Here is an 18,664-nt window from a genome sequence, read left to right as displayed (position 1 = left end):
CAGTTTCGGTGACGGGGCGTGCGCGACATGGCGCGGGCTCACGGTATGGGGGCGCAAGTATGTATAAAAAGGTATGTATAATGGCCGCATGCAGTCACGCCTTGGAGGCGCCCATGGAAGCCACCGTTGCCGAACGCGGCCAGATCACCCTGCCAAAGGCGGTGCGTGATGCGCTGGGCCTGACCAAGGGCACGATCCTGAAGGTCGAGCTGGAAGGTGGCCGCATTGTCCTGCGCAAGGACGTCAGCAAGGCACTGCGCGAGGTGCGCGGCAAGTACAGGCTTGTCGACGGCATGACCCGCACCGATGACGCCATGCGCGCCATCCGCGGCCGGGCCCCGGGCGATCCGGTGGACCTGTGATTGCGCTCGATTCATCGGTCCTGATCGACATCCTGATCGGCGACGAAGCGTTTGCCGAAGCGTCGGAAGCCTCCGTGGCGGATGCGCTGGTCTCTGAGGACGTCGTGGTCTGCGAGGCGGTGGTCGCCGAGGTGCAGGCCATGCTCGACACCTCGGTCAGCCTGATGGACCTGCTGTCGCCTCTGGGCATCCGCTATCTGCCGCTGAGCGAGGCGGCGGCGATGCGGGCAGGGCACATGAACAAGCGTTACCGCACCCGCGGCGGCCGTCGCGACCGCGTGGCCGCCGATTTCCTGGTCGGCGCGCACGCCATGCTCCAGTGCAGCGCACTGATCACCCGCGACGACGGCTTTTTCCGCGACTACTTCAAGGGCCTGAAGATGATCGTTCCCGTTGCCAGATAACCCCGGTGGCGCCGGTGCCACCCGCGGGCACCGGCCCATCCGAACACCCGAACCATTTCACCAGACACAGTCAGAACGACCCGGAGTACCCCCACATGTTGCAAACCTATCGCCAACACGCCGCCGAACGCGAAGCGCTCGGTATCACCCCGCTGCCGCTCGATGCGCAGCAGACCGCAGACGTCATCGAACTGCTCAAGAATCCGCCCGCCGGCGAAGAGCAGTTCCTGTTGGATCTGATTACCCACCGCGTCCCCGCGGGCGTGGATGAAGCCGCCAAGGTCAAAGCCTCGTACCTGGCGGCGCTGGCCCTGGGCAGTGAGAAGAATGCGCTGATCAGCGCGGAGCGCGCCACCGAGCTGCTGGGCACCATGCTGGGCGGCTACAACGTGTCGCCGCTGATCGACCTGCTGGATGATGGCCAGCTGGCCCCGATCGCCGCCGACGGCCTGAAGAAGACCCTGCTGGTGTTCGACGCCTTCCACGACGTGGAAGAGAAGGCCAAGGCCGGCAATGCCAATGCCCAGGCCGTGATGCAGAGCTGGGCAGATGCCGAGTGGTTCACGTCGAAGCCGGAAGTGCCGGAGTCGATGACCATCACCGTGTTCAAGGTGCCCGGCGAGACCAACACCGACGACCTGTCGCCGGCACCGGATGCCACCACCCGCCCCGACATCCCCATGCACGCCCTGGCGATGCTGAAGAACCAGCGTCCGGACGCGCCGTTCGTGCCGGAGGAAGACGGCAAGCGTGGCCCGATCGGCGAGATCCTGAAGCTCAAGGAGAAGGGGCATCTGGTTGCCTACGTCGGCGACGTGGTGGGCACCGGTTCCAGCCGCAAGTCGGCCACCAACAGCGTGCTGTGGTGGACTGGCGATGACATTCCGTACGTGCCCAACAAGCGCGCCGGCGGCGTGTGCCTGGGCAGCAAGATTGCACCGATTTTCTACAACACCATGGAAGACGCCGGTGCGCTGCCGATCGAGCTGGACGTGTCGAAGATGGAGCACGGCGACGTCGTCGAGCTGCGCCCGTACGAGGGCAAGGCGCTCAAGGACGGCGAGGTGATCGCCGAGTTCGAGCTCAAGTCCGACGTGCTGTTTGATGAAGTGCGCGCCGGTGGCCGCATTCCGCTGATCATCGGCCGCGGCCTGACCGCGCGTGCGCGTGAGTCGCTGGGACTGCCGGCCGTCGAGCTGTTCCGCCAGTCGGCGGTGCCGGCCGATACGGGCAAGGGCTTTACCCTGGCGCAGAAGATGGTTGGCCGCGCCTGCGGCCTGGCCGAAGGGCAGGGCGTTCGCCCAGGCACCTACTGCGAGCCGAAGATGACCACCGTGGGCTCGCAGGACACCACCGGCCCGATGACCCGCGATGAGCTGAAGGACCTGGCCTGCCTGGGCTTTTCCTCGGACCTGGTCATGCAGTCCTTCTGCCACACCGCCGCCTACCCGAAGCCGGTGGACGTGAAGACCCACCACACCTTGCCGGAATTCATCTCCACCCGCGGCGGCGTCAGCCTGCGTGTCGGTGACGGCATCATTCACTCCTGGCTCAACCGCATGCTGCTGCCCGACACCGTCGGCACCGGCGGCGACAGCCACACCCGTTTCCCGATCGGCATTTCGTTCCCGGCAGGTTCCGGCCTGGTGGCCTTCGCCGCCGCCACCGGCGTCATGCCGCTGGATATGCCCGAGTCGGTGCTGGTGCGCTTCAAGGGCAAGATGCAGCCCGGCGTGACCCTGCGTGATCTGGTCCACGCGATCCCGCTGTACGCGATCAAGCAGGGCCTGCTGACCGTGGCCAAGCAGGGCAAGAAGAACATCTTCTCCGGCCGCATCCTCGAGATCGAGGGTCTGCCGGAGCTGAAGATCGAGCAGGCCTTCGAGCTGGCCGACGCCTCGGCCGAACGCTCCGCCGCCGCCTGCACCGTGCGCTTGGACAAGGAGCCGATCGTTGAATACCTCACCAGCAACATCACGCTGCTGAAGTGGATGATCGCCGAGGGCTATTCCGATGCCCGCACCCTGCAGCGCCGGATCGACAAGATGGAGCAGTGGCTGGCCGACCCGCAGCTGCTGGAACCGGACGCCGACGCCGAGTACGCGGCGGTGATCGAGATCGACCTCAGCGAAATCGTCGAGCCGATTGTGTGCTGCCCGAACGATCCGGACGATGCCAAAACCCTGTCCGACGTGGCCGGAAACGTCATCGACGAGGTGTTCATCGGCTCGTGCATGACCAACATCGGCCACTTCCGTGCCGCCGCGAAGCTGCTGGAAGGCAAGCGCGATATCCCGACCCGTCTGTGGGTGGCCCCGCCGACCAAGATGGACGCCGCCGAGCTGACCAAGGAAGGCCACTACGGCACCTTCGGTGCTGCCGGTGCGCGGCTGGAGATGCCGGGCTGCTCGCTGTGCATGGGTAACCAGGCCCAAGTGCGCGAGGGCGCCACGGTCATGTCCACCTCGACCCGCAACTTCCCCAACCGCCTCGGTCGCAACTCCAACGTGTACCTGGGCTCGGCGGAACTGGCGGCGATCTGCTCCCGCCTGGGCCGGATCCCGACCCGCGAGGAGTACCTGGTGGACGTCGGCGTGATTGACGGCCATGCCGACGAGATCTACCGGTACATGAACTTCGACCAGATCGAGGAGTACCAGGAGAAGTCGGAGGAAGCGATCGCCTGATCCAAAGTTTCAACGTAAGCGCAAAGAAGAACGCCCGGCATCGCCGGGCGTTTTTTCATCTGTAGGAGCGCGCCATGCGCGCGAAGCCGCGTGAATCCTGGCGCCGCGGGAAAGCTTCGGCCCTTGCGTTCTGTCCGACGCCCCGCGGCGCGGATCCATGTCACGCGGCTTCGCGCGCATGGCGCGCTCCTACAAGTATAGAGGCGCCCCGATCTGTCTGGGTCGGGGCGGCCGCATCACAGGATCAGACTTTCTTCTGCTTCGGAATGAAGATCGTCACCGAGATCAGGGCGGCGATCGCCATCAGTGCGTTGAACGCCAGACCCACCATGCCCGCTTCGCGGACGGCCAGGTTGTCCTGACGACCCGTGAACTCGACCACCGTGCCGACCACCTCCAACCCGGTGGTGGACAGCGCGGTGAACAGGGCGGCGGAGGCCGCGACGCCAAAGGCGGCACCCAGCGACGACGCCATCTTGTAGATGCCCGAGCCCGCGCCGGCCTGGTCACCCGGCAGGTTGGTCAGCGCAGCATCCGTGGACGGCGTGGCATAGAACGCCAGGCCCAGGCCGAACAGCGAATAGGCAACGATTGCCAGGATCGCGTACTGCCACTGCATGGTGTGGGTGGCCATGAGCAGAAGGATCGAAACCAGCACGATCAGACAGCCCCAGATCATGGGCTTGCGCGGCCCGAAACGCTGCAGGAGTTTCTCACCGACGCGGATGAAAGCGATGATGAAGATCGCGTAGCCGGCGGTCAGATAACCCGCGGTGGCTGCGGACATGCCGGCGGCGCCCTGCAGCACCCACAGCGAGACCGTCAGCGCGCCGGCGGTGCCGTTGATCAGGAAGTTGGAGATGGTCGCGCCGGTGAAGACGCCGTTGCTGAACAGCTTGAAATCCACCAGCGGGTAGGGCGCCTTCAGCTCGGCGTTGATGAACACCCCGAAGGCCACCAGGAAGATCGCAACCAGCGCCCAGGTGATCAGGTTGGCCCAGCCGATGCTGGAGCCTTGGGTCACCACGATCAGCAATGCCGCCAAGGCCACCGCCATGGAGATGATGCCTGCCCAGTCGGTCTTGCCCGGACGCCCGGCCAGCGGCGCGGACTCGGGAATCTGCCGCATCAGCGCGATCGAAGCCACAGAGACCAGCGCGCAGATGATGAAGATCGAGCGCCAGCCCAGGAAGGTGGAAGCCATGAAGCCGCCAAAAATCGCGGTCAGGCCCGACCCGCCCCAGGAGCCGATCGACCACATCGACACGGCCCGCTGGCGCTGCTTGCCGTCCCAGTACACCTTCAGCAGGGCCATGGTGCTGGGCATGATTGCGCCCGCCGCCAGGCCTTGCAGGATGCGACCCAGCAGGATCATCGGCGTGGCCAGGGCGCCCTCGATGGCGAAGGCAATCAGCAGCGAACCGACGATGTTGAGCACGTTGCCGAAGAAGACGACCTTGACCCGTCCGAAGCGGTCACCCAGCCCACCCAGCACCACGATGAACATGCCCGAGAACAGCGCCGACAGAGAAATGGCGATGTTCATCACCGGCATCGGCATGCCGACGTCGTCGGCCATCAGCGGGCCGATGTTCATCGTCGTCTGGGCGAACAGCCAGAAGGTGATGACGGCCAGCACGATGCCCAGCAGGGCTGAGTCATTGCCCTTGAAGCCGGTGCTGTTCACCGGCGCGGTATCGGCGGCGGCGCTCACTGCTTGTCTCCGATCAGCCACGGCGAAGTGGCAACCACGATGGCCTCCACGCCGCGGTCAAGCGTCGGCTGGATATCAGGAGCAAAGAATGGCGAATGATTGCCGGGCGCGTTCTCCCAGTCTTTGAACCCGCCCAGGCCCCAGTAGGTGTAGGGGCAGCCGAAGGCGTCGGGGATCACCGAGAAGTCCTCGGAGGCCGGCACCGGTGACATCTCCACCGAGTCGTCGCCGAAGTACGCATCGAATGCCGAGCGCACCTTCAGCGTGGGCGCCTCGTGGTTGGAGGTGAGCGGGTACTGGTCGTAGTAGCGGAATTCCGGTTCCCTCGGAGAGCGCGCGGCCTCGCATTCGGCGCGCACGATGCGTTCGATCGCTTCGTGCAGGTGCCTCTCCACGTCGCGGTTGAAGGCGCGGGTGTTGAGATGCAGCACCGCTGAATCGGGAATGATGTTGGACTTGGTGCCGGCATGGAAGCTGCCCACGGTGATCACCGCGGTCTCCCGTGGCGCCACTTCGCGCGAGACGACGGTCTGCAGGCGGCTCACGACTGCTGCGCCCAGCACGATCGGATCCACCCCCAGGTTCGGCATTGAACCGTGCGAGCCCTTGCCATAGAGATTGATCTCGATCGAGGCCGCGGCCGAAAACAGCGGGCCGCTGCGGATGCCGATGGCGCCACCGGGCAGGGAGCCCAACACGTGCTGACCCAGATAGACATCAGGCTTGGGAACCTTGTCGACGATCCCATCGGCGACCATCGCCTTGGCCCCGGCGGCGTTTTCCTCGCCGGGCTGGAACACCGCGATGAAGGTGCCGGACCACGCATTACGATTGGCGTGCAGCGCCCAGGTTGCGCCCAGCAGGCAGACGATGTGCATGTCATGGCCGCAGGTATGGGCAACCGGGGTTTCCTTGCCGGTGGTCTCATCCACCTGGGTCACGCCCTCGGCGGCATATTCCACGCCGGAGCGCTCGGCCATCGGCAGGGCGTCGATGTCGCCGCGCATGGCAACGATCGGACCGTCGCCGTTGCGCAGGGTCACCACCAGGCCGGTTTTGGCGATCCGCTGGATGTCCTCGATGCCGCGCGAGCGCAGCTCCTGCTCGATCCGGTCGGCGGTTTTGTATTCCTGCAGCGAGAGTTCGGGGTGGCGGTGGAAATGCCGGTAGAGCTCTTCGAGCGTTTCCCTGCTGGAATCGAGATCGGACAGGATGGTCTGGATCGACATGGTGTCTCCCGAATAGCGGCTGGATGGCGGGTCGCGCTGCACGCGACCAGTCCCACAATCCTAGCTACAAACGGGTGCCAGCAGGGTGACAGAACGCCCCCGCGCAGGCTCAGCCCAGGATCTCTTCCACCGCTGCCAGCAGCTGCTTGCGGCGCAGCAGCAGATCCAGGTAATTGCCGCCCATCTGGCGCCACAGCACCGCCGAGCGCACGGCCGCCAGCAGCACGGCGCGGATCTCGGAGACGATGTCGGCCTGGCCCAGGTAGTGCGGATTGCCCTGCACCATGACCCGCGGGCGCAGGTGGCTGACGGTGTCGGCGTACAGGGTGCCCAGGCTGCTAAGCACTTCGGGATGGGTAGGGCTGGTGTGGGCCGCTTCGATGTTGGCCGCGGCAATGCCACGCTGCACGCGCTGAACCATCTCGTGGTCGTTGACGAAGCGCCGTTCCAGCTGCATCACGGCCAAGGCCAGCTTGGGCAGCTGCTCGTCGTCGGGCAGGTTGTTGAAGTAGCCGTGCAGCAGGCGCAAGCCGGGGCGAAGGGAATCAGCGCCGCCATAAACTTCCTCGACCGAGCCGGCGTCCATGCGCAGCACGCTCTGCAGCGCGGTGCCAAGCACCGCGGCGTCGGCCTGGCCGGTCTCGGCGATCCGGCGCACCTGTTTGAGCGCCTGCGCAAGGCCTGCAAGGGCCAGTACCCGTTCCTGCATCATTCTGCTGCTGCACTCCGTGGTGCGGATCCAAGGCCGGCAATGGTACCTGCTGAGGAGGTGGGGCTGCGTTCCAGCGGCGCGTCGGTGGTCGCGATTACGGCTCCGCCCAGGCACACGTCGCCGTCATAGAGCACCAGCGACTGGCCTGGGGTAACGGCACGCTGCGAGCGATTGAAGCTGACTTCAAGGCACCCGTCATCGGCCACGCGCACCAGGCAGGCTTCGGGCGGCTGGCGGTAACGGGTCTGGGCCAGGCATTCGAATTCGGCCGCAGGCGCGGCGCCGGCAATCCAGTGGGCCGGCTCGGTCCAGGTGATCGTGGACATCAGCCAATGGCTGTCACCGCCCTGGTTCACGTACAGCACATTGCTGGCCACATCCTTACCCACCACGTACCACGGGGCCGGCGCAAAGCCGCGCACGCCGCCCAGGTTCAACCCGCCACGCTGGCCGAGGGTGAAATAGAACACGCCCGGGTGCTCACCGAGCACCTGGCCGGCCGGAGTGCGCATCTCGCCCGTTCGAGCCGGCAGGTACTGGCCCAGGAATTGGCGGAAGTCGCGCTCGCCGATAAAACAGATGCCGGTGGAATCCTTCTTCTCCGCCGTGGGCAAGCCGGCCTCGCGGGCGAGGGCGCGTACATCGGTCTTCACCAGCTCGCCCAGTGGGAACACGGTGGCCGCCAGCTGTTCCTGGCCCAGCTGGTGCAGGAAATAGCTCTGGTCCTTGCCAGGGTCCCGGGCGCGCAGGAGCCGCCATTGACCGTTGTGCTGGTCGATCCGGGCGTAGTGGCCGGTGGCGATCCGCTCGGCGCCCAGGTCGCGAGCCGCATCCAGGAAATGCTTGAACTTGATCTCGCGGTTGCAGAGCACATCCGGGTTGGGCGTGCGACCGGCGGCGTACTCGGCGAGGAAATGCTCGAATACGCCCTCCCAGTACTCTCCGGAAAAATCACGGAAGTGGATCGGGATGCCCAGCCTGCCGCTCACTGCGACCGCATCGCGGCGATCATCCTCGGCCCGGCAGTCGCCGCTGCCGTCGTCGGCCCAGTTCTGCATGAACAGCCCCGCCAGCGGCTCGCCGGCATCGCGCAGCAGCAGGGCGGCGACGGATGAATCGACGCCACCGGACATGCCGATGATGGTGCGGGGGGGAGCCATGGGATCAGACCGCGTCTGGCAGCTGGTTGAGCAGCGAGAGCGGGTAGCTGCGGCCGGCGAGGAAATCCGCAGCCGTTTGCCACACCAGCGGGCTGCGGTGGCGGCCCGCAGCCTCCTGCAGCTCGGCAGGAGTCAGCCATACGGCGCGCAGGATGCCCTCATCAAGCGGCCGGTCCGGATCGTGGCTGACCGGCTCGCCCACGAACGCAAACCGCAGATAGTGGCGGCCGCCGCTGCCGTCTGCGGCCACGGGCGCTTTCCATTGATAGGCGCCGACGAAGGCGGTTGGTCGCACCTTCCAGCCGGTTTCTTCCAGGGTCTCGCGCACGGCGGCGTCCACCAGGCTTTCGTCCGGCTCAAGGTGTCCTGCCGGCTGGTTGATCACCACTTGGCCGCCCACCCGCTCTTCCACACACAGCAGCCGACCCTGGTCCATGACCAGGGTGGCGACGGTGACGTCAGGCTGCCAGAACCGGCCTTCGCGGTAGGTCATATCAGGGCGTCCGGATCATCGAATACGCCATATTGTCCTTGTGCGGCCCCGCGGCGTCTACGTGGCGGATGCAACCGGCCCGTATAATCCACGCCATGACACGCAAGAACGAACATGAACGCGATCACGGCGTCGCGGTGCAGGCAGACCGGCCCGAGGTTGCCCGACCGCCGCTTTATTCGGTGATGCTGCTCAACGACGACTACACGCCCATGGATTTCGTGGTCGAGATCCTGGTCCGGTTCTTTGCCCTGGATGTCGAGCGCGCCACGCAGGTGATGCTGCACGTGCATACCCGCGGTCGTGGGGTCTGCGGCGTTTTCAGCCGCGAGGTGGCCGAATCCAAGGTCGCGCAGGTGAATGAATACTCAAGGATGAACCAGCACCCCTTGCTGTGCACGATGGAAAAAGCGTAAACCGGTAGGGCAGTGGAAATCCGGCGTCGCCGCCCCCATCCAAGGCAGCAGAAGCTATTTTCGGAGCACCCAGCCCCATGTTCAGCAAGGATCTCGAATACACCATCGGCCAGTGCTACAAGCACGCCCGACAGGCACGCGACGAGTACATGACGGTCGAGCACCTGCTCCTGTCATTGCTCGACAACCCGTCGGCGGAAGCTGTGCTCAAAGCCAGTGGTGCCGACTTCGAGCGCCTGCGTTCCGAACTGGAACAGGCGATCCTGACCACGGTTTCCAAGCTGCCCGGCGATGACGGGCGCGACACCCAGCCCACGCTCGGCTTCCAGCGCGTGCTGCAGCGGGCGGTCTATCACGTGCAGTCGTCCGGCAAGAAGGAAGTCACCGGCGCCAACGTGCTGGTGGCGATCTTCGGTGAGAAGGATTCGCACGCGGTGTACTACCTCAACCAGCAGGATGTCACCCGGCTGGACGTGGTGAATTACCTGTCGCACGGCATTGCCAAGGCTGGCGACGATGAGCCGGCGCCCACGGGTGACGAAGCCGAAGAGGGCAGCAGCAGCGAAGGCGGCGAGGCCAAGGGCGACGCCCTGAGCGAGTACGCCACCGATCTGAACCAGATGGCCCGCGAAGGCCGGATCGATCCGCTGGTGGGCCGTGCCGAGGAAATCGAGCGCACCATCCAGATCCTGTGCCGACGACGCAAGAACAACCCGCTGTACGTGGGCGAGGCCGGGGTGGGCAAGACCGCGATTGCAGAAGGCCTGGCCAAGCGCATCGTCGATGGCGAAGTGCCCGAGGTGCTGGCCGACGCCACCATCTATTCGCTCGACCTGGGCGCGCTGGTGGCCGGCACCAAGTACCGGGGTGATTTCGAGAAGCGCCTGAAGGCGGTGCTGACGGCGATCCGCAAGCACGACGGCGCGGTGCTGTTCATCGACGAGATCCACACCATCATCGGCGCCGGTTCGGCGTCGGGCGGCACCATGGATGCGTCCAACCTGATCAAGCCGGCGCTGGCTTCAGGCGAGCTGCGCTGCATCGGTTCGACCACGTTCCAGGAATATCGCGGCATCTTCGAGAAGGATCGGGCGCTTGCCCGGCGCTTCCAGAAGATCGACATCGTGGAGCCGACCACCAGCGAGGCTTACGAGATCCTGCGCGGGCTCAAGCCCAAATACGAGGCCCACCACGACGTCACCTACGCCGATGATGCGCTGCAGGCGGCCGTGGACCTGTCGGTCAAGCACATTGCCGATCGCCTGCTTCCCGACAAGGCCATCGATGTGATGGACGAGGCCGGCGCGCGCCAGCGCCTGCTGGCGGAGGATGTGCGCAAGCAGCTGATCGATGTGGAAGAGATGGAGACCATCGTCGCCAAGATGGCGCGCATTCCAGCCAAGCAGGTCACGGCATCCGACAAGGATGTGCTGGGCCATCTGGAGCGCAACCTGAAGATGGTGATCTTCGGCCAGGATCCGGCGATCGAGACGCTGGCTTCCGCGATCAAGCTGGCCCGCTCGGGCCTGGCGAATCCGGACAAGCCGATCGGCAACTTTCTGTTCGCCGGCCCCACCGGCGTGGGCAAGACCGAGGTCACCCGTCAGCTTGCGCTGCAGCTGGGCATCGAGCTGGTGCGCTTCGACATGTCCGAGTACATGGAGTCACATTCGGTCAGCCGCCTGATCGGCGCGCCCCCGGGTTACGTGGGCTTCGACCAGGGCGGTCTGCTGACCGAGAAGATCGTCAAGACGCCGCACTGCGTGCTGCTGCTGGACGAGGTGGAGAAGGCCCACCCGGACATCTTCAACATTCTGCTGCAGGTGATGGATCGCGGCGTGCTGACCGACACCAACGGGCGCGAGGCCAATTTCCGCAATGTGATCCTGGTGATGACCACGAACGCCGGCGCGGCCCAGGCTGCGCGGCGGACGATTGGTTTCACCCAGCAGGACCACAGTACGGACGCGATGGAGGTGATCCGCAAGAGCTTCACCCCGGAATTCCGCAACCGCCTGGACGCGATCGTGCAGTTCCAGCCGCTGGCCTTCGACCATATCCTGCGGGTGGTGGACAAGTTCCTGATCGAGCTGGAGAGCCAGCTGCAGGAGAAGGATGTCACCGTTACCGCCACGGCCGAGGCGCGCGAATGGCTGGCCAGGCACGGCTTCGACCCGCAGATGGGCGCGCGGCCGATGGCGCGGATCATCCAGGACAGGATCAAGCGTCCGCTGGCCGACGAGCTGCTGTTCGGCAAGCTGGTGAAGGGCGGCCGGGTCAGCGTGCAGGTGAAGGACGACGAGCTGGTGGTCGAGTCCTGGCCGGAGCAGGAGAAGCTGCTTCCCGCTGCTGTCGACTGAGCCTTCGGCGGGCACGCCCGCAAAGGGCGGATCCGCGAACGGCAGGCACACAAAGAAGGCGGCCAATGGCCGCCTTCTTTGTTTCCGGCGCGCCTGGGCGCTGCTCGGTTACTTCATCCGGTAGGTGATACGGCCCTTGGTCAGGTCGTAGGGAGTCATCTCCACCTTGACCCGGTCACCGGTGAGGATGCGGATGTAGTGCTTGCGCATCCGCCCGGAGATGTGGGCAATGATCTCGTGCCCGTTTTCCAGCTTGACCCGGAACATGGTGTTCGGGAGGGTCTCGGAAACGGTGCCTTCAAATTCAATGACGTCGTCTTTCGCCATGCGTCCTGTGTCGGTTGGCGGGCCGTAGGTCGGCCCATGAAAACAGTCAAACATTATGCCATATGAGCACGGCTCGCGGCAAAGCGGGTTCAGCTGGAGGCAGGGATGGACGGGGCCAGGGCGGCTGCGGGGAGCCGTCCGAACGGCTCACGCCAGTTTCCCACCAGGCCAGGCTCGGCAGCCAGACGCTGCACTTCGTCCTGAAAGCGCGACCTTGGCCAGCGCTCGGCCCCCATGCTGAGCAGGTGCGCGTTCTCCACCTGGGCATCCAGCAGCGGACAGCCGTTGCCGTGCAGCCAGTGGGCAAGCCCGGCCAGGGCCGCCTTCGATCCGCCGGATTCGGCGCTGAACATGCTTTCGCCAAAGAACATCCGGCCGACGGCGACTCCGTAGATGCCGCCCACCAGGCGCTCGCCGTCATAGACCTCCACGCTGTGCGCGTGGCCCAGTTCGTGCAGCTGTTGATAGGCCTGGAGGATCTGGGGGGTGATCCAGGTACCTGCCTGGCCCGGGCGCGGTGCCTGGGCGCAGGCCTTGATTACTTCGGCGAACGCGCAGTCCGCGCGCAGCTCCCAGCCACTGCCACGCAGGGTGCGACGAAAGCGGGAGGTCAGGCGCACGCCATCGGTGTGGAACACCATGCGCGGATCCGGACTCCACCACAGGATCGGCTGGCCCTGCGAATACCAGGGAAAGATGCCGTGGCGATAGGCATTCAGCAGCCGCGCCGGAGACAGGCAGCCGCCGATTGCCAGCAGTCCGTCCGGCTCCCGCAGAGCGGACTCCACCGGCGGAAACGGCGCATCCGGATCGGCAGACAGCAGGGGCGGACGAAAATGCATGCCTCCGATTCTAAGACGCGAAGCCCCTGTCTGTAGGAGCGCGCCATGCGCGCGAAGCCGCGTGAATCATGGCGGCGCCGAATGGCGTCGGATCCCGCGTCGGATCCCGTGTCGTGTCCGAAGGGCTGTGGCGAGGCGATGCGTCACGCGGTTTCGCGCGCATGGCGCGCTCCTACTGCGTGAAGGGCGATCTGGCGTCGAGGAGCGCCTTGTAGCGGTGCACGGAGGCGGTCTCTTCGGCGCACCAGCGGCGCAGTGGTTCGGCAAAGGCGGGATCAGCGATCCAGTGTCGGCTGCGCACGTACGTCGGCAGGAAGCCGCGTGCGATCTTGTGCTCGCCCTGGGCCCCCGGCTCGAACACGCGCAGCCCCTCGCGCAGGCAGTATTCGATGCCCTGGTAGTAGCAGGTCTCGAAATGCAGTCCGGGCACTTCCCGTTCCGCGCCCCAGTAGCGCCCGTAGAGAGTGTCGCCGCCGCGCAGACACAGGGCGCCGGCGATGGGCTCGCCACCTTGCTCCGCCAGCACGATGACCAGGGCACGCGGCATGGTCCGGGCCAGATGCTGCAGGAACCCGAGGGTCAGCGCCGGCGAGTTGCCGTAATCGGCAAAGGTGGCCAGATAGAACCCGTACATCGCTTCCAGGTCCTGCTCGCTGGCTTCATCACCATGCACCACGCGAAAGGTGATCCCGGCGCGGGCCACCTTGGCGCGCTCCTGGCGGATGTTCTTGCGTCGGCGCCGATCCAGCGCTGCCAGAAACGCCTCGAAATCGGTCCAGCCCGCATCGTTATGCCAGTGGTATTGCACGTCGGTGCGCTGCAGCCAGGCGGGGCTGAAGTTGGTGTCCTCGGGCGTGGTATGGAAGTTGATGTGCGCCGATGACAGGCCGAGCTTGCTGGCTGTGGATTCAATGGCCTTGAGCAGGGCCGGCCGGTACTGCGGGTCGCCAAGAAGGCGGGGACCGGTGACGGGAGAGTAGGGCACCGCTCCCAGCCACTTGGGAAAGTAATCGCGCCCGTACTGGGCGTAGGCGTGTGCCCAGGCGTGGTCAAAAACGAACTCCCCGTGGGAGTTCGTTTTCAGGTAGCCGGGCACCGCGGAAACCAGGGTCTCCCCCTGCCACAGGGTCACGTGATGCGGCGTCCAGCCCCATTCGCCGCGCAGGCAGCCGTGGCGCTCCATGCCTTCCAGGAAGGCATGGGTGACAAAGGGGTTGGCACCGTCGTGCAGCGCGTCCCATTCGGTCCGGGAGACGTCCGCAAGTGATTCAACGATGCGAGTAGTCAGCATTGGGACGGAAGGATTGTCCGGACGCGCAGTTACTCGCCCTTGTCCAGGAACTTCTCCGCATCCAGCGCCGCCATGCAGCCGAAACCGGCCGAGGTGATGGCCTGGCGATAGTGCTGGTCGGCCACGTCGCCCGCGGCGAACACGCCCGGCACCGAGGTGCCGGTGGCGCCGCCGGAAAGACCGGAACGGATTTCGATGTAACCGTCATTCATGGCCAGCTGGCCTTCAAACAGCCCGGTGTTGGGCGTATGCCCGATGGCCACGAAGAAGCCGTGTACGGGGATTTCCCGCGTCGACTCGTCAAGCGTCGATTTCACCCGCAGACCGGTCACGCCGGCGTCGTCGCCCAGCACCTCGTCCACCACGTGGTTCCAGACCGGCACGATCTTGCCCGCTTCGATCTTGGCAAACAGCTTGTCCTGCATGATCTTCTCCGCACGCAGGCTGTCGCGGCGGTGGACCAGATAGACCTTGCTGGCCAGGTTGGACAGGTACAGGGCTTCCTCGACGGCGGTATTGCCACCGCCGACCACGGCCACTTCCTTGTCCTTGTAGAAGAACCCGTCGCAGGTGGCGCAGGCGGACACGCCGCGACCCTTGAACTTTTCTTCCGACTCCAGACCCAGGTACTTGGCGGTGGCGCCGGTACAGATGATCAGCGCATCGGCGGTGTACTCGCCGTTGTCGCCCTTGAGCCGGAACGGTCGCTTGGACAGGTCGGCGGTGTGGATGTGGTCAAACACCGTCTCGGTATCGAAGCGCTCGGCATGCGCCTGCATGCGCGCCATCAGGTCCGGTCCCATCAGCCCGTGGGCATCGCCCGGCCAGTTGTCGACCTCGGTGGTGGTCATCAGCTGACCGCCCATTTCTAGGCCGGTCACGACCACCGGTTTGAGGTTGGCGCGGGCGGCATAAACGGCGGCGGTCCAGCCGGCAGGACCGGAGCCGAGGATCAGCAGGGGACAGTGTTTGGGGGTGCTCACATGTATACTCGCGACAGCGGAAAGACGACCTTTCGGGCCATATAGCTTGAGGGCCGGACCAGCGCAAAACAAGGCGAGCAGCAGGCTGCCAGCGCGACACAGCGTCCGCATCCACAGGTATGCAGGGCTGCTCCCGACTGCTGTTGCCAACAGGGAGACGATCTTGCGAATCGGCGTACCGAAAGAAACCAAACCGGCCGAGGGACGTGTGGCCCTGGTGCCCGCTGCCGCCGGCGACCTGGTGAGGTTCGGCCACGAAGTCTGGGTGGAACAGGGCGCGGGCGAGCGTTCCGGCCACGCCGATCAGGCCTATGCCAATCTCGGGGTGCAGATTGCTCCCGATGCTGCCGCGCTCTACGAAAAGGGCCAGTTGATCGTCAAGGTCAAGGAGCCTGTTGGCGCCGAAATCGACTACCTGCGCAGCGACCACCTCTTGTTCTGTTATCTGCACCTGGCGGCCGAACCTGCGTTGACCCGCCGGTTGCTGGAAGTCGGGCTGACTGCGGTCGCTTTCGAGACGGTGGAACTTGAGAGTGGAGCACTGCCGCTGCTGGCGCCGATGTCGGAGATCGCCGGCAAGCTCGCCGTACAGGTGGGCGCCACCCTCATGCACTCCACCAACGGCGGCAAGGGCCGCCTGCTCGGCGGCGTGCCCGCGGCCTCGCGCGGCAAGGCCGTGGTGTTCGGCGCTGGCCAGGCGGGTGGGTCGGCCGCTGCCGCACTCGCAGCCATGGGCACGAACGTGGTGGTGTTTGAAAAGCGCGTGGAGCGGATGGACGCGATGATGCGCCTGGGCGCCAACGTCACCGCCCTGTATCCCTATCAGGAATCGATCGCCAAAGAGGTCGCAGAGGCGGATCTTGTGATCGGCGCGGTGCTGATCCCAGGCGCGCGGGCGCCCCGGATGCTGAGCCGGGAAATGCTTCGCAGCATGGAGCCCGGCAGTGCGCTGGTGGACATTTCGATCGACCAGGGCGGCTGCTTTGAAACATCGCGCCCAACCAGCTGGGACGACCCCACCTATGTGGTCGAGGAAGTGACCCACTTCTGCGTCGGCAATATGCCAGGGGCAGTGCCACAGACTGCGTCGCAGGCAATCTGCGCGGCCATCGCACCCTGGGTGGACGCGCTGGCCAGCGTCAACTGGCGCGACAACCGTGCGCTGATGCGCGGGATCAACCTGGAAGCCGGCAAGCTGGTACATCCTGCGCTGCAGGACCCCGCCTGAGCGGGTTGCACCATCGGCGCGCATCGGATTCGCCGGGTACCCACAGTTGATTTAAGATCAACCGCATAGCCGACACTTTTAAGGTAATGGGCACGGTGGCGAAAGCGCTTACAGAACGGGGCAAGCGGCAACGCGGGGCCGCCCGCAAGACTGCAGGGGACAATCCGCGCCGGCAGCGGCTGTGGCGCGATATCGCGCTGATCCTGATCGCGCCGCTGCTGTTGTATCTGTTCGCCAGCCTGATCACCTACTCGCCAAGCGATCCCGCCTGGTCGAGTCATTCCGGAAATGTGACCGAGCCGCTTCACAACGTGGGCGGGCCGGTGGGTGCCTGGCTGGCCGATGTGCTGCGCTATCTGTTTGGCTATGTGGCGTTCCTGCTGCCGCTGGTGCTGGGAGCGATTGCCTGGATCGCGCTGTTCGGAATGGACAGCGACGGCGATGGCAAGGCCGACCTGGGGCCGGCGCTGCGCCTGGTGGGGCTGTGCGGCTTCCTGATTTCCTCCTGCGGACTGCTGGCACTGGGCGCGTCGAACGCGGCTGATTTCTCGGCCGGTGGCGGCGGCATTCTGGGTCGGCTGGTGGGCAATTCGCTGTATGCGGCGTTTGGCGGCGTGGGCGGCAATTTGTTTCTGCTGGCCTTGCTGCTGACCTCGATCACTCTTGCCACCGGGCTGTCCTGGCTGGCAGTGATGGACAGGCTGGGTGGCTGGGTGATGAAGCTCCCGGAGCTGCTCAAACGCAGCAGCAAGCAGGCCGGTGAATGGAAGCGGGCACGCGACCTGCGCGAGGAGCGCGTGGAAGTACGCAAGGCCGATACGCAGAAGCGGGTGCGCCGCGAACCGGTCAGGATCGAGCCGCCGGCCGCGCCGCAGGTGGAAAAGAGTGAGCGGGCCAAGCGTGAGCAGCAGATCCCATTGTTCACCGGCACGGGCGGCGGTGATTCGGGCCTGCCGCCGCTGTCGCTGCTGGACGAGCCCAAGCCGCAGCCGAAGGGCTACGACGAAGAAACGCTGGAAACCCTGTCGCGGCAGATCGAATTCAAGCTCAAGGATTTCCGCATTGATGTGCAGGTGACCGAGGCCCAGCCGGGGCCGGTGATCACCCGCTTCGAAATGGAGCCGGCGCCGGGTATCAAGGTCAGCCAGATCAGTTCGCTGGACAAGGACATCGCCCGCGGCCTGAGCGTGAAATCCGTGCGCGTGGTGGATGTGATCCCGGGTAAATCGGTGATCGGCCTGGAAATCCCGAACACGCGCCGGGAGATGATCTACCTGTCCGAGCTGCTGCGCTCCAAGGAATACGACAAGTCGACCAGCCCGCTTACCCTGGCGCTGGGCAAGGACATCGGCGGGCGCTCATCCGTTGCCGACCTGGCGCGCATGCCGCACCTGCTGGTGGCTGGTACCACCGGCTCGGGCAAGTCGGTGGCGGTCAACGCCATGGTGCTGAGCCTGCTGTTCAAGGCCACGCCCGACCAGCTGCGGCTGCTGATGATCGACCCGAAGATGCTTGAGCTGAGCGTCTACGAAGGCATCCCGCACCTGCTGGCGCCGGTGGTCACCGACATGAAGGAGGCCGCCAACGGCCTGCGCTGGTGCGTGGCCGAGATGGAGCGGCGCTACAAGCTGATGAGCGCGGTGGGCGTGCGCAACCTGGCCGGCTTCAACAAAAAGGTGAAGGAAGCGCAGGACAGCGGCCAGCCGCTGCTGGACCCGCTGTTCCGACCGGATCCGGAATCGGACGCGGTGGCCGAGCCGCTGGAGACGCTGCCCTACATCGTCGTGATCATCGACGAGTTTGCCGACATGATGATGATCGTCGGCAAGAAGGTGGAGGAACTCATTGCCCGCCTGGCACAGAAGGCACGTGCGGCCGGCATCCACCTGATCCTGGCCACCCAGCGCCCGTCGGTGGACGTGATCACCGGCCTGATCAAGGCCAACATTCCCACCCGCATCGCGTTCCAGGTCAGCTCCAAGATCGACTCGCGCACCATCCTTGACCAGTCCGGTGCCGAAACCCTGCTCGGCCACGGCGACATGCTGTACATGCCGCCAGGTACGGCCATGCCCGAGCGCGTGCACGGCGCCTTCGTGTCCGATGAAGAGGTGCATCGCGTGGTTGAGCAGCTCAAGCAGGCGGGCGGCGCCAAGTACATTGATGGCGTGCTGGAAGAAGTGCAGACCATGGGCGACGGCGTGGTGGTGGGTGCCACCGGGCTGCCTGAAGCCGATGGCGGCGATGAGAGCGACCCGCTGTACGACGAGGCGGTGAAGATCGTCACCGAGACCCGGCGCGGCTCGATCTCCGGCGTGCAGCGGCGGCTGAAGATCGGCTACAACCGCGCCGCGCGCCTGATCGAAGCCATGGAGGCGGCCGGGGTGGTGACCCCGCCTGAAAACAACGGCGATCGCACGGTGCTGGCGCCTCCGCCTCCCAAGTAGTCCGGCTCG

At 65.6% G+C, this 18,664-nt stretch carries 16 protein-coding genes; 7 read left to right on the top strand and 9 right to left on the bottom strand.

Annotated elements, in window-relative coordinates; genetic code table 11:
- Positions 1–113 precede the first annotated feature (113 nt).
- The 3 genes from WCE59_RS02090 (at position 114) to acnB (ending at position 3,453) form a co-directional block, all read left to right on the top strand.
- Positions 114–362 carry an AbrB/MazE/SpoVT family DNA-binding domain-containing protein gene (locus WCE59_RS02090; protein ID WP_343257033.1) on the top strand — a complete coding sequence of 83 codons (249 nt, stop codon included), beginning with the start codon at positions 114–116 and terminating at the stop codon, positions 360–362.
- Entirely contained in the window at positions 359–766 is a 408-nt protein-coding gene (locus tag WCE59_RS02085) for a type II toxin-antitoxin system VapC family toxin (protein ID WP_343257032.1), read from the top strand. Before WCE59_RS02090 ends, WCE59_RS02085 begins: the two co-directional genes overlap by 4 nt.
- A 95-nt stretch (positions 767–861) precedes the next feature.
- Positions 862–3,453, top strand: a complete 2,592-nt coding sequence (gene acnB, locus WCE59_RS02080) for a bifunctional aconitate hydratase 2/2-methylisocitrate dehydratase (protein ID WP_343257031.1) — start codon at positions 862–864, stop codon at positions 3,451–3,453.
- Positions 3,454–3,697: 244 nt separating this feature from the next.
- On the opposite strand, the gene WCE59_RS02075 is transcribed toward acnB, so the two are convergent.
- The 5 genes from WCE59_RS02075 to WCE59_RS02055 form a co-directional block, all read right to left on the bottom strand.
- Positions 3,698–5,167 carry an MFS transporter gene (locus WCE59_RS02075; RefSeq protein ID WP_343257030.1) on the bottom strand — a complete coding sequence of 490 codons (1,470 nt, stop codon included), beginning with the start codon at positions 5,165–5,167 and terminating at the stop codon, positions 3,698–3,700.
- Entirely contained in the window at positions 5,164–6,396 is a 1,233-nt protein-coding gene (locus WCE59_RS02070) for an amidohydrolase (protein ID WP_343257029.1), read from the bottom strand. Before WCE59_RS02070 ends, WCE59_RS02075 begins: the two co-directional genes overlap by 4 nt.
- A gap of 109 nt (positions 6,397–6,505) precedes the next feature.
- Positions 6,506–7,105 (bottom strand): high frequency lysogenization protein HflD, encoded by a 600-nt coding sequence (gene hflD / locus WCE59_RS02065; RefSeq protein WP_343257105.1) that lies wholly within the window; start codon positions 7,103–7,105, stop codon positions 6,506–6,508.
- On the bottom strand, positions 7,105–8,268 hold the full coding sequence (mnmA, locus tag WCE59_RS02060; protein ID WP_343257028.1) for a tRNA 2-thiouridine(34) synthase MnmA: 1,164 nt from the start codon (positions 8,266–8,268) through the stop codon (positions 7,105–7,107). The genes hflD and mnmA overlap by 1 nt, the downstream gene beginning before the upstream one ends.
- 4 nt (positions 8,269–8,272) lie before the next feature.
- Entirely contained in the window at positions 8,273–8,761 is a 489-nt protein-coding gene (locus tag WCE59_RS02055) for an NUDIX hydrolase (protein WP_343257027.1), read from the bottom strand.
- Between the two features lie 95 nt (positions 8,762–8,856).
- Here WCE59_RS02055 and clpS point away from each other — a divergent pair, with 95 nt between their 5' ends.
- Both clpS and clpA read left to right on the top strand, forming a co-directional pair.
- On the top strand, positions 8,857–9,177 hold the full coding sequence (gene clpS / locus WCE59_RS02050; RefSeq protein WP_343257026.1) for an ATP-dependent Clp protease adapter ClpS: 321 nt from the start codon (positions 8,857–8,859) through the stop codon (positions 9,175–9,177).
- A gap of 77 nt (positions 9,178–9,254) precedes the next feature.
- Complete coding sequence (gene clpA / locus WCE59_RS02045; RefSeq protein WP_343257025.1) at positions 9,255–11,537, top strand: ATP-dependent Clp protease ATP-binding subunit ClpA; 2,283 nt, start codon at positions 9,255–9,257, stop codon at positions 11,535–11,537.
- Positions 11,538–11,645: 108 nt separating this feature from the next.
- On the opposite strand, the gene infA is transcribed toward clpA, so the two are convergent.
- The 4 genes from infA to trxB all read right to left on the bottom strand — a co-directional run bounded on the left by infA (position 11,646) and on the right by trxB (position 14,980).
- The gene (gene infA, locus WCE59_RS02040; RefSeq protein WP_095209467.1) at positions 11,646–11,864 is read right to left on the bottom strand and encodes a translation initiation factor IF-1; all 219 of its coding nucleotides are present in this window, start codon (positions 11,862–11,864) and stop codon (positions 11,646–11,648) included.
- Positions 11,865–11,953: 89 nt separating this feature from the next.
- Positions 11,954–12,706 carry a leucyl/phenylalanyl-tRNA--protein transferase gene (aat, locus tag WCE59_RS02035; RefSeq protein WP_343257024.1) on the bottom strand — a complete coding sequence of 251 codons (753 nt, stop codon included), beginning with the start codon at positions 12,704–12,706 and terminating at the stop codon, positions 11,954–11,956.
- A gap of 172 nt (positions 12,707–12,878) precedes the next feature.
- The gene (locus tag WCE59_RS02030) at positions 12,879–13,997 is read right to left on the bottom strand and encodes a GNAT family N-acetyltransferase (protein ID WP_343257023.1); all 1,119 of its coding nucleotides are present in this window, start codon (positions 13,995–13,997) and stop codon (positions 12,879–12,881) included.
- A gap of 29 nt (positions 13,998–14,026) precedes the next feature.
- Positions 14,027–14,980: a thioredoxin-disulfide reductase gene (gene trxB, locus WCE59_RS02025; RefSeq protein ID WP_343257022.1), complete on the bottom strand. Its 954-nt coding sequence runs from the start codon at positions 14,978–14,980 to the stop codon at positions 14,027–14,029.
- 163 nt (positions 14,981–15,143) lie between these two features.
- Between trxB and WCE59_RS02020 the strand changes: the two genes are divergently transcribed.
- Together WCE59_RS02020 and WCE59_RS02015 are read left to right on the top strand one after the other, a co-directional pair.
- Positions 15,144–16,208 carry an alanine dehydrogenase gene (locus WCE59_RS02020; protein ID WP_343257021.1) on the top strand — a complete coding sequence of 355 codons (1,065 nt, stop codon included), beginning with the start codon at positions 15,144–15,146 and terminating at the stop codon, positions 16,206–16,208.
- Positions 16,209–16,303: 95 nt separating this feature from the next.
- Positions 16,304–18,655 carry a DNA translocase FtsK gene (locus tag WCE59_RS02015; protein ID WP_449284077.1) on the top strand — a complete coding sequence of 784 codons (2,352 nt, stop codon included), beginning with the start codon at positions 16,304–16,306 and terminating at the stop codon, positions 18,653–18,655.
- The last annotated feature ends 9 nt before the right edge of the window (positions 18,656–18,664 follow it).

The sequence above is a fragment of the Luteimonas qiangzhengi genome (genome assembly GCF_039548515.1).
Classification (GTDB): Bacteria; Pseudomonadota; Gammaproteobacteria; order Xanthomonadales; family Xanthomonadaceae; genus Luteimonas.
This window is presented reverse-complemented; position numbering and strand designations above follow the sequence as displayed.

Bases quoted from the DNA above. Each gene is read 5' to 3' on its own strand.
- WCE59_RS02090 (WP_343257033.1), top strand. From the start codon at position 114: ATGGAAGCCACCGTTGCCGAACGCGGCCAGATCACCCTGCCAAAGGCG.
- acnB (WP_343257031.1), top strand. From the start codon at position 862: ATGTTGCAAACCTATCGCCAACACGCCGCCGAACGCGAAGCGCTCGGT.
- WCE59_RS02070 (WP_343257029.1), bottom strand. From the start codon at position 6,396: ATGTCGATCCAGACCATCCTGTCCGATCTCGATTCCAGCAGGGAAACG.
- hflD (WP_343257105.1), bottom strand. From the start codon at position 7,105: ATGCAGGAACGGGTACTGGCCCTTGCAGGCCTTGCGCAGGCGCTCAAA.
- mnmA (WP_343257028.1), bottom strand. From the start codon at position 8,268: ATGGCTCCCCCCCGCACCATCATCGGCATGTCCGGTGGCGTCGATTCA.
- WCE59_RS02055 (WP_343257027.1), bottom strand. From the start codon at position 8,761: ATGACCTACCGCGAAGGCCGGTTCTGGCAGCCTGACGTCACCGTCGCC.
- clpS (WP_343257026.1), top strand. From the start codon at position 8,857: ATGACACGCAAGAACGAACATGAACGCGATCACGGCGTCGCGGTGCAG.
- clpA (WP_343257025.1), top strand. From the start codon at position 9,255: ATGTTCAGCAAGGATCTCGAATACACCATCGGCCAGTGCTACAAGCAC.
- infA (WP_095209467.1), bottom strand. From the start codon at position 11,864: ATGGCGAAAGACGACGTCATTGAATTTGAAGGCACCGTTTCCGAGACC.
- aat (WP_343257024.1), bottom strand. From the start codon at position 12,706: ATGCATTTTCGTCCGCCCCTGCTGTCTGCCGATCCGGATGCGCCGTTT.
- WCE59_RS02030 (WP_343257023.1), bottom strand. From the start codon at position 13,997: ATGCTGACTACTCGCATCGTTGAATCACTTGCGGACGTCTCCCGGACC.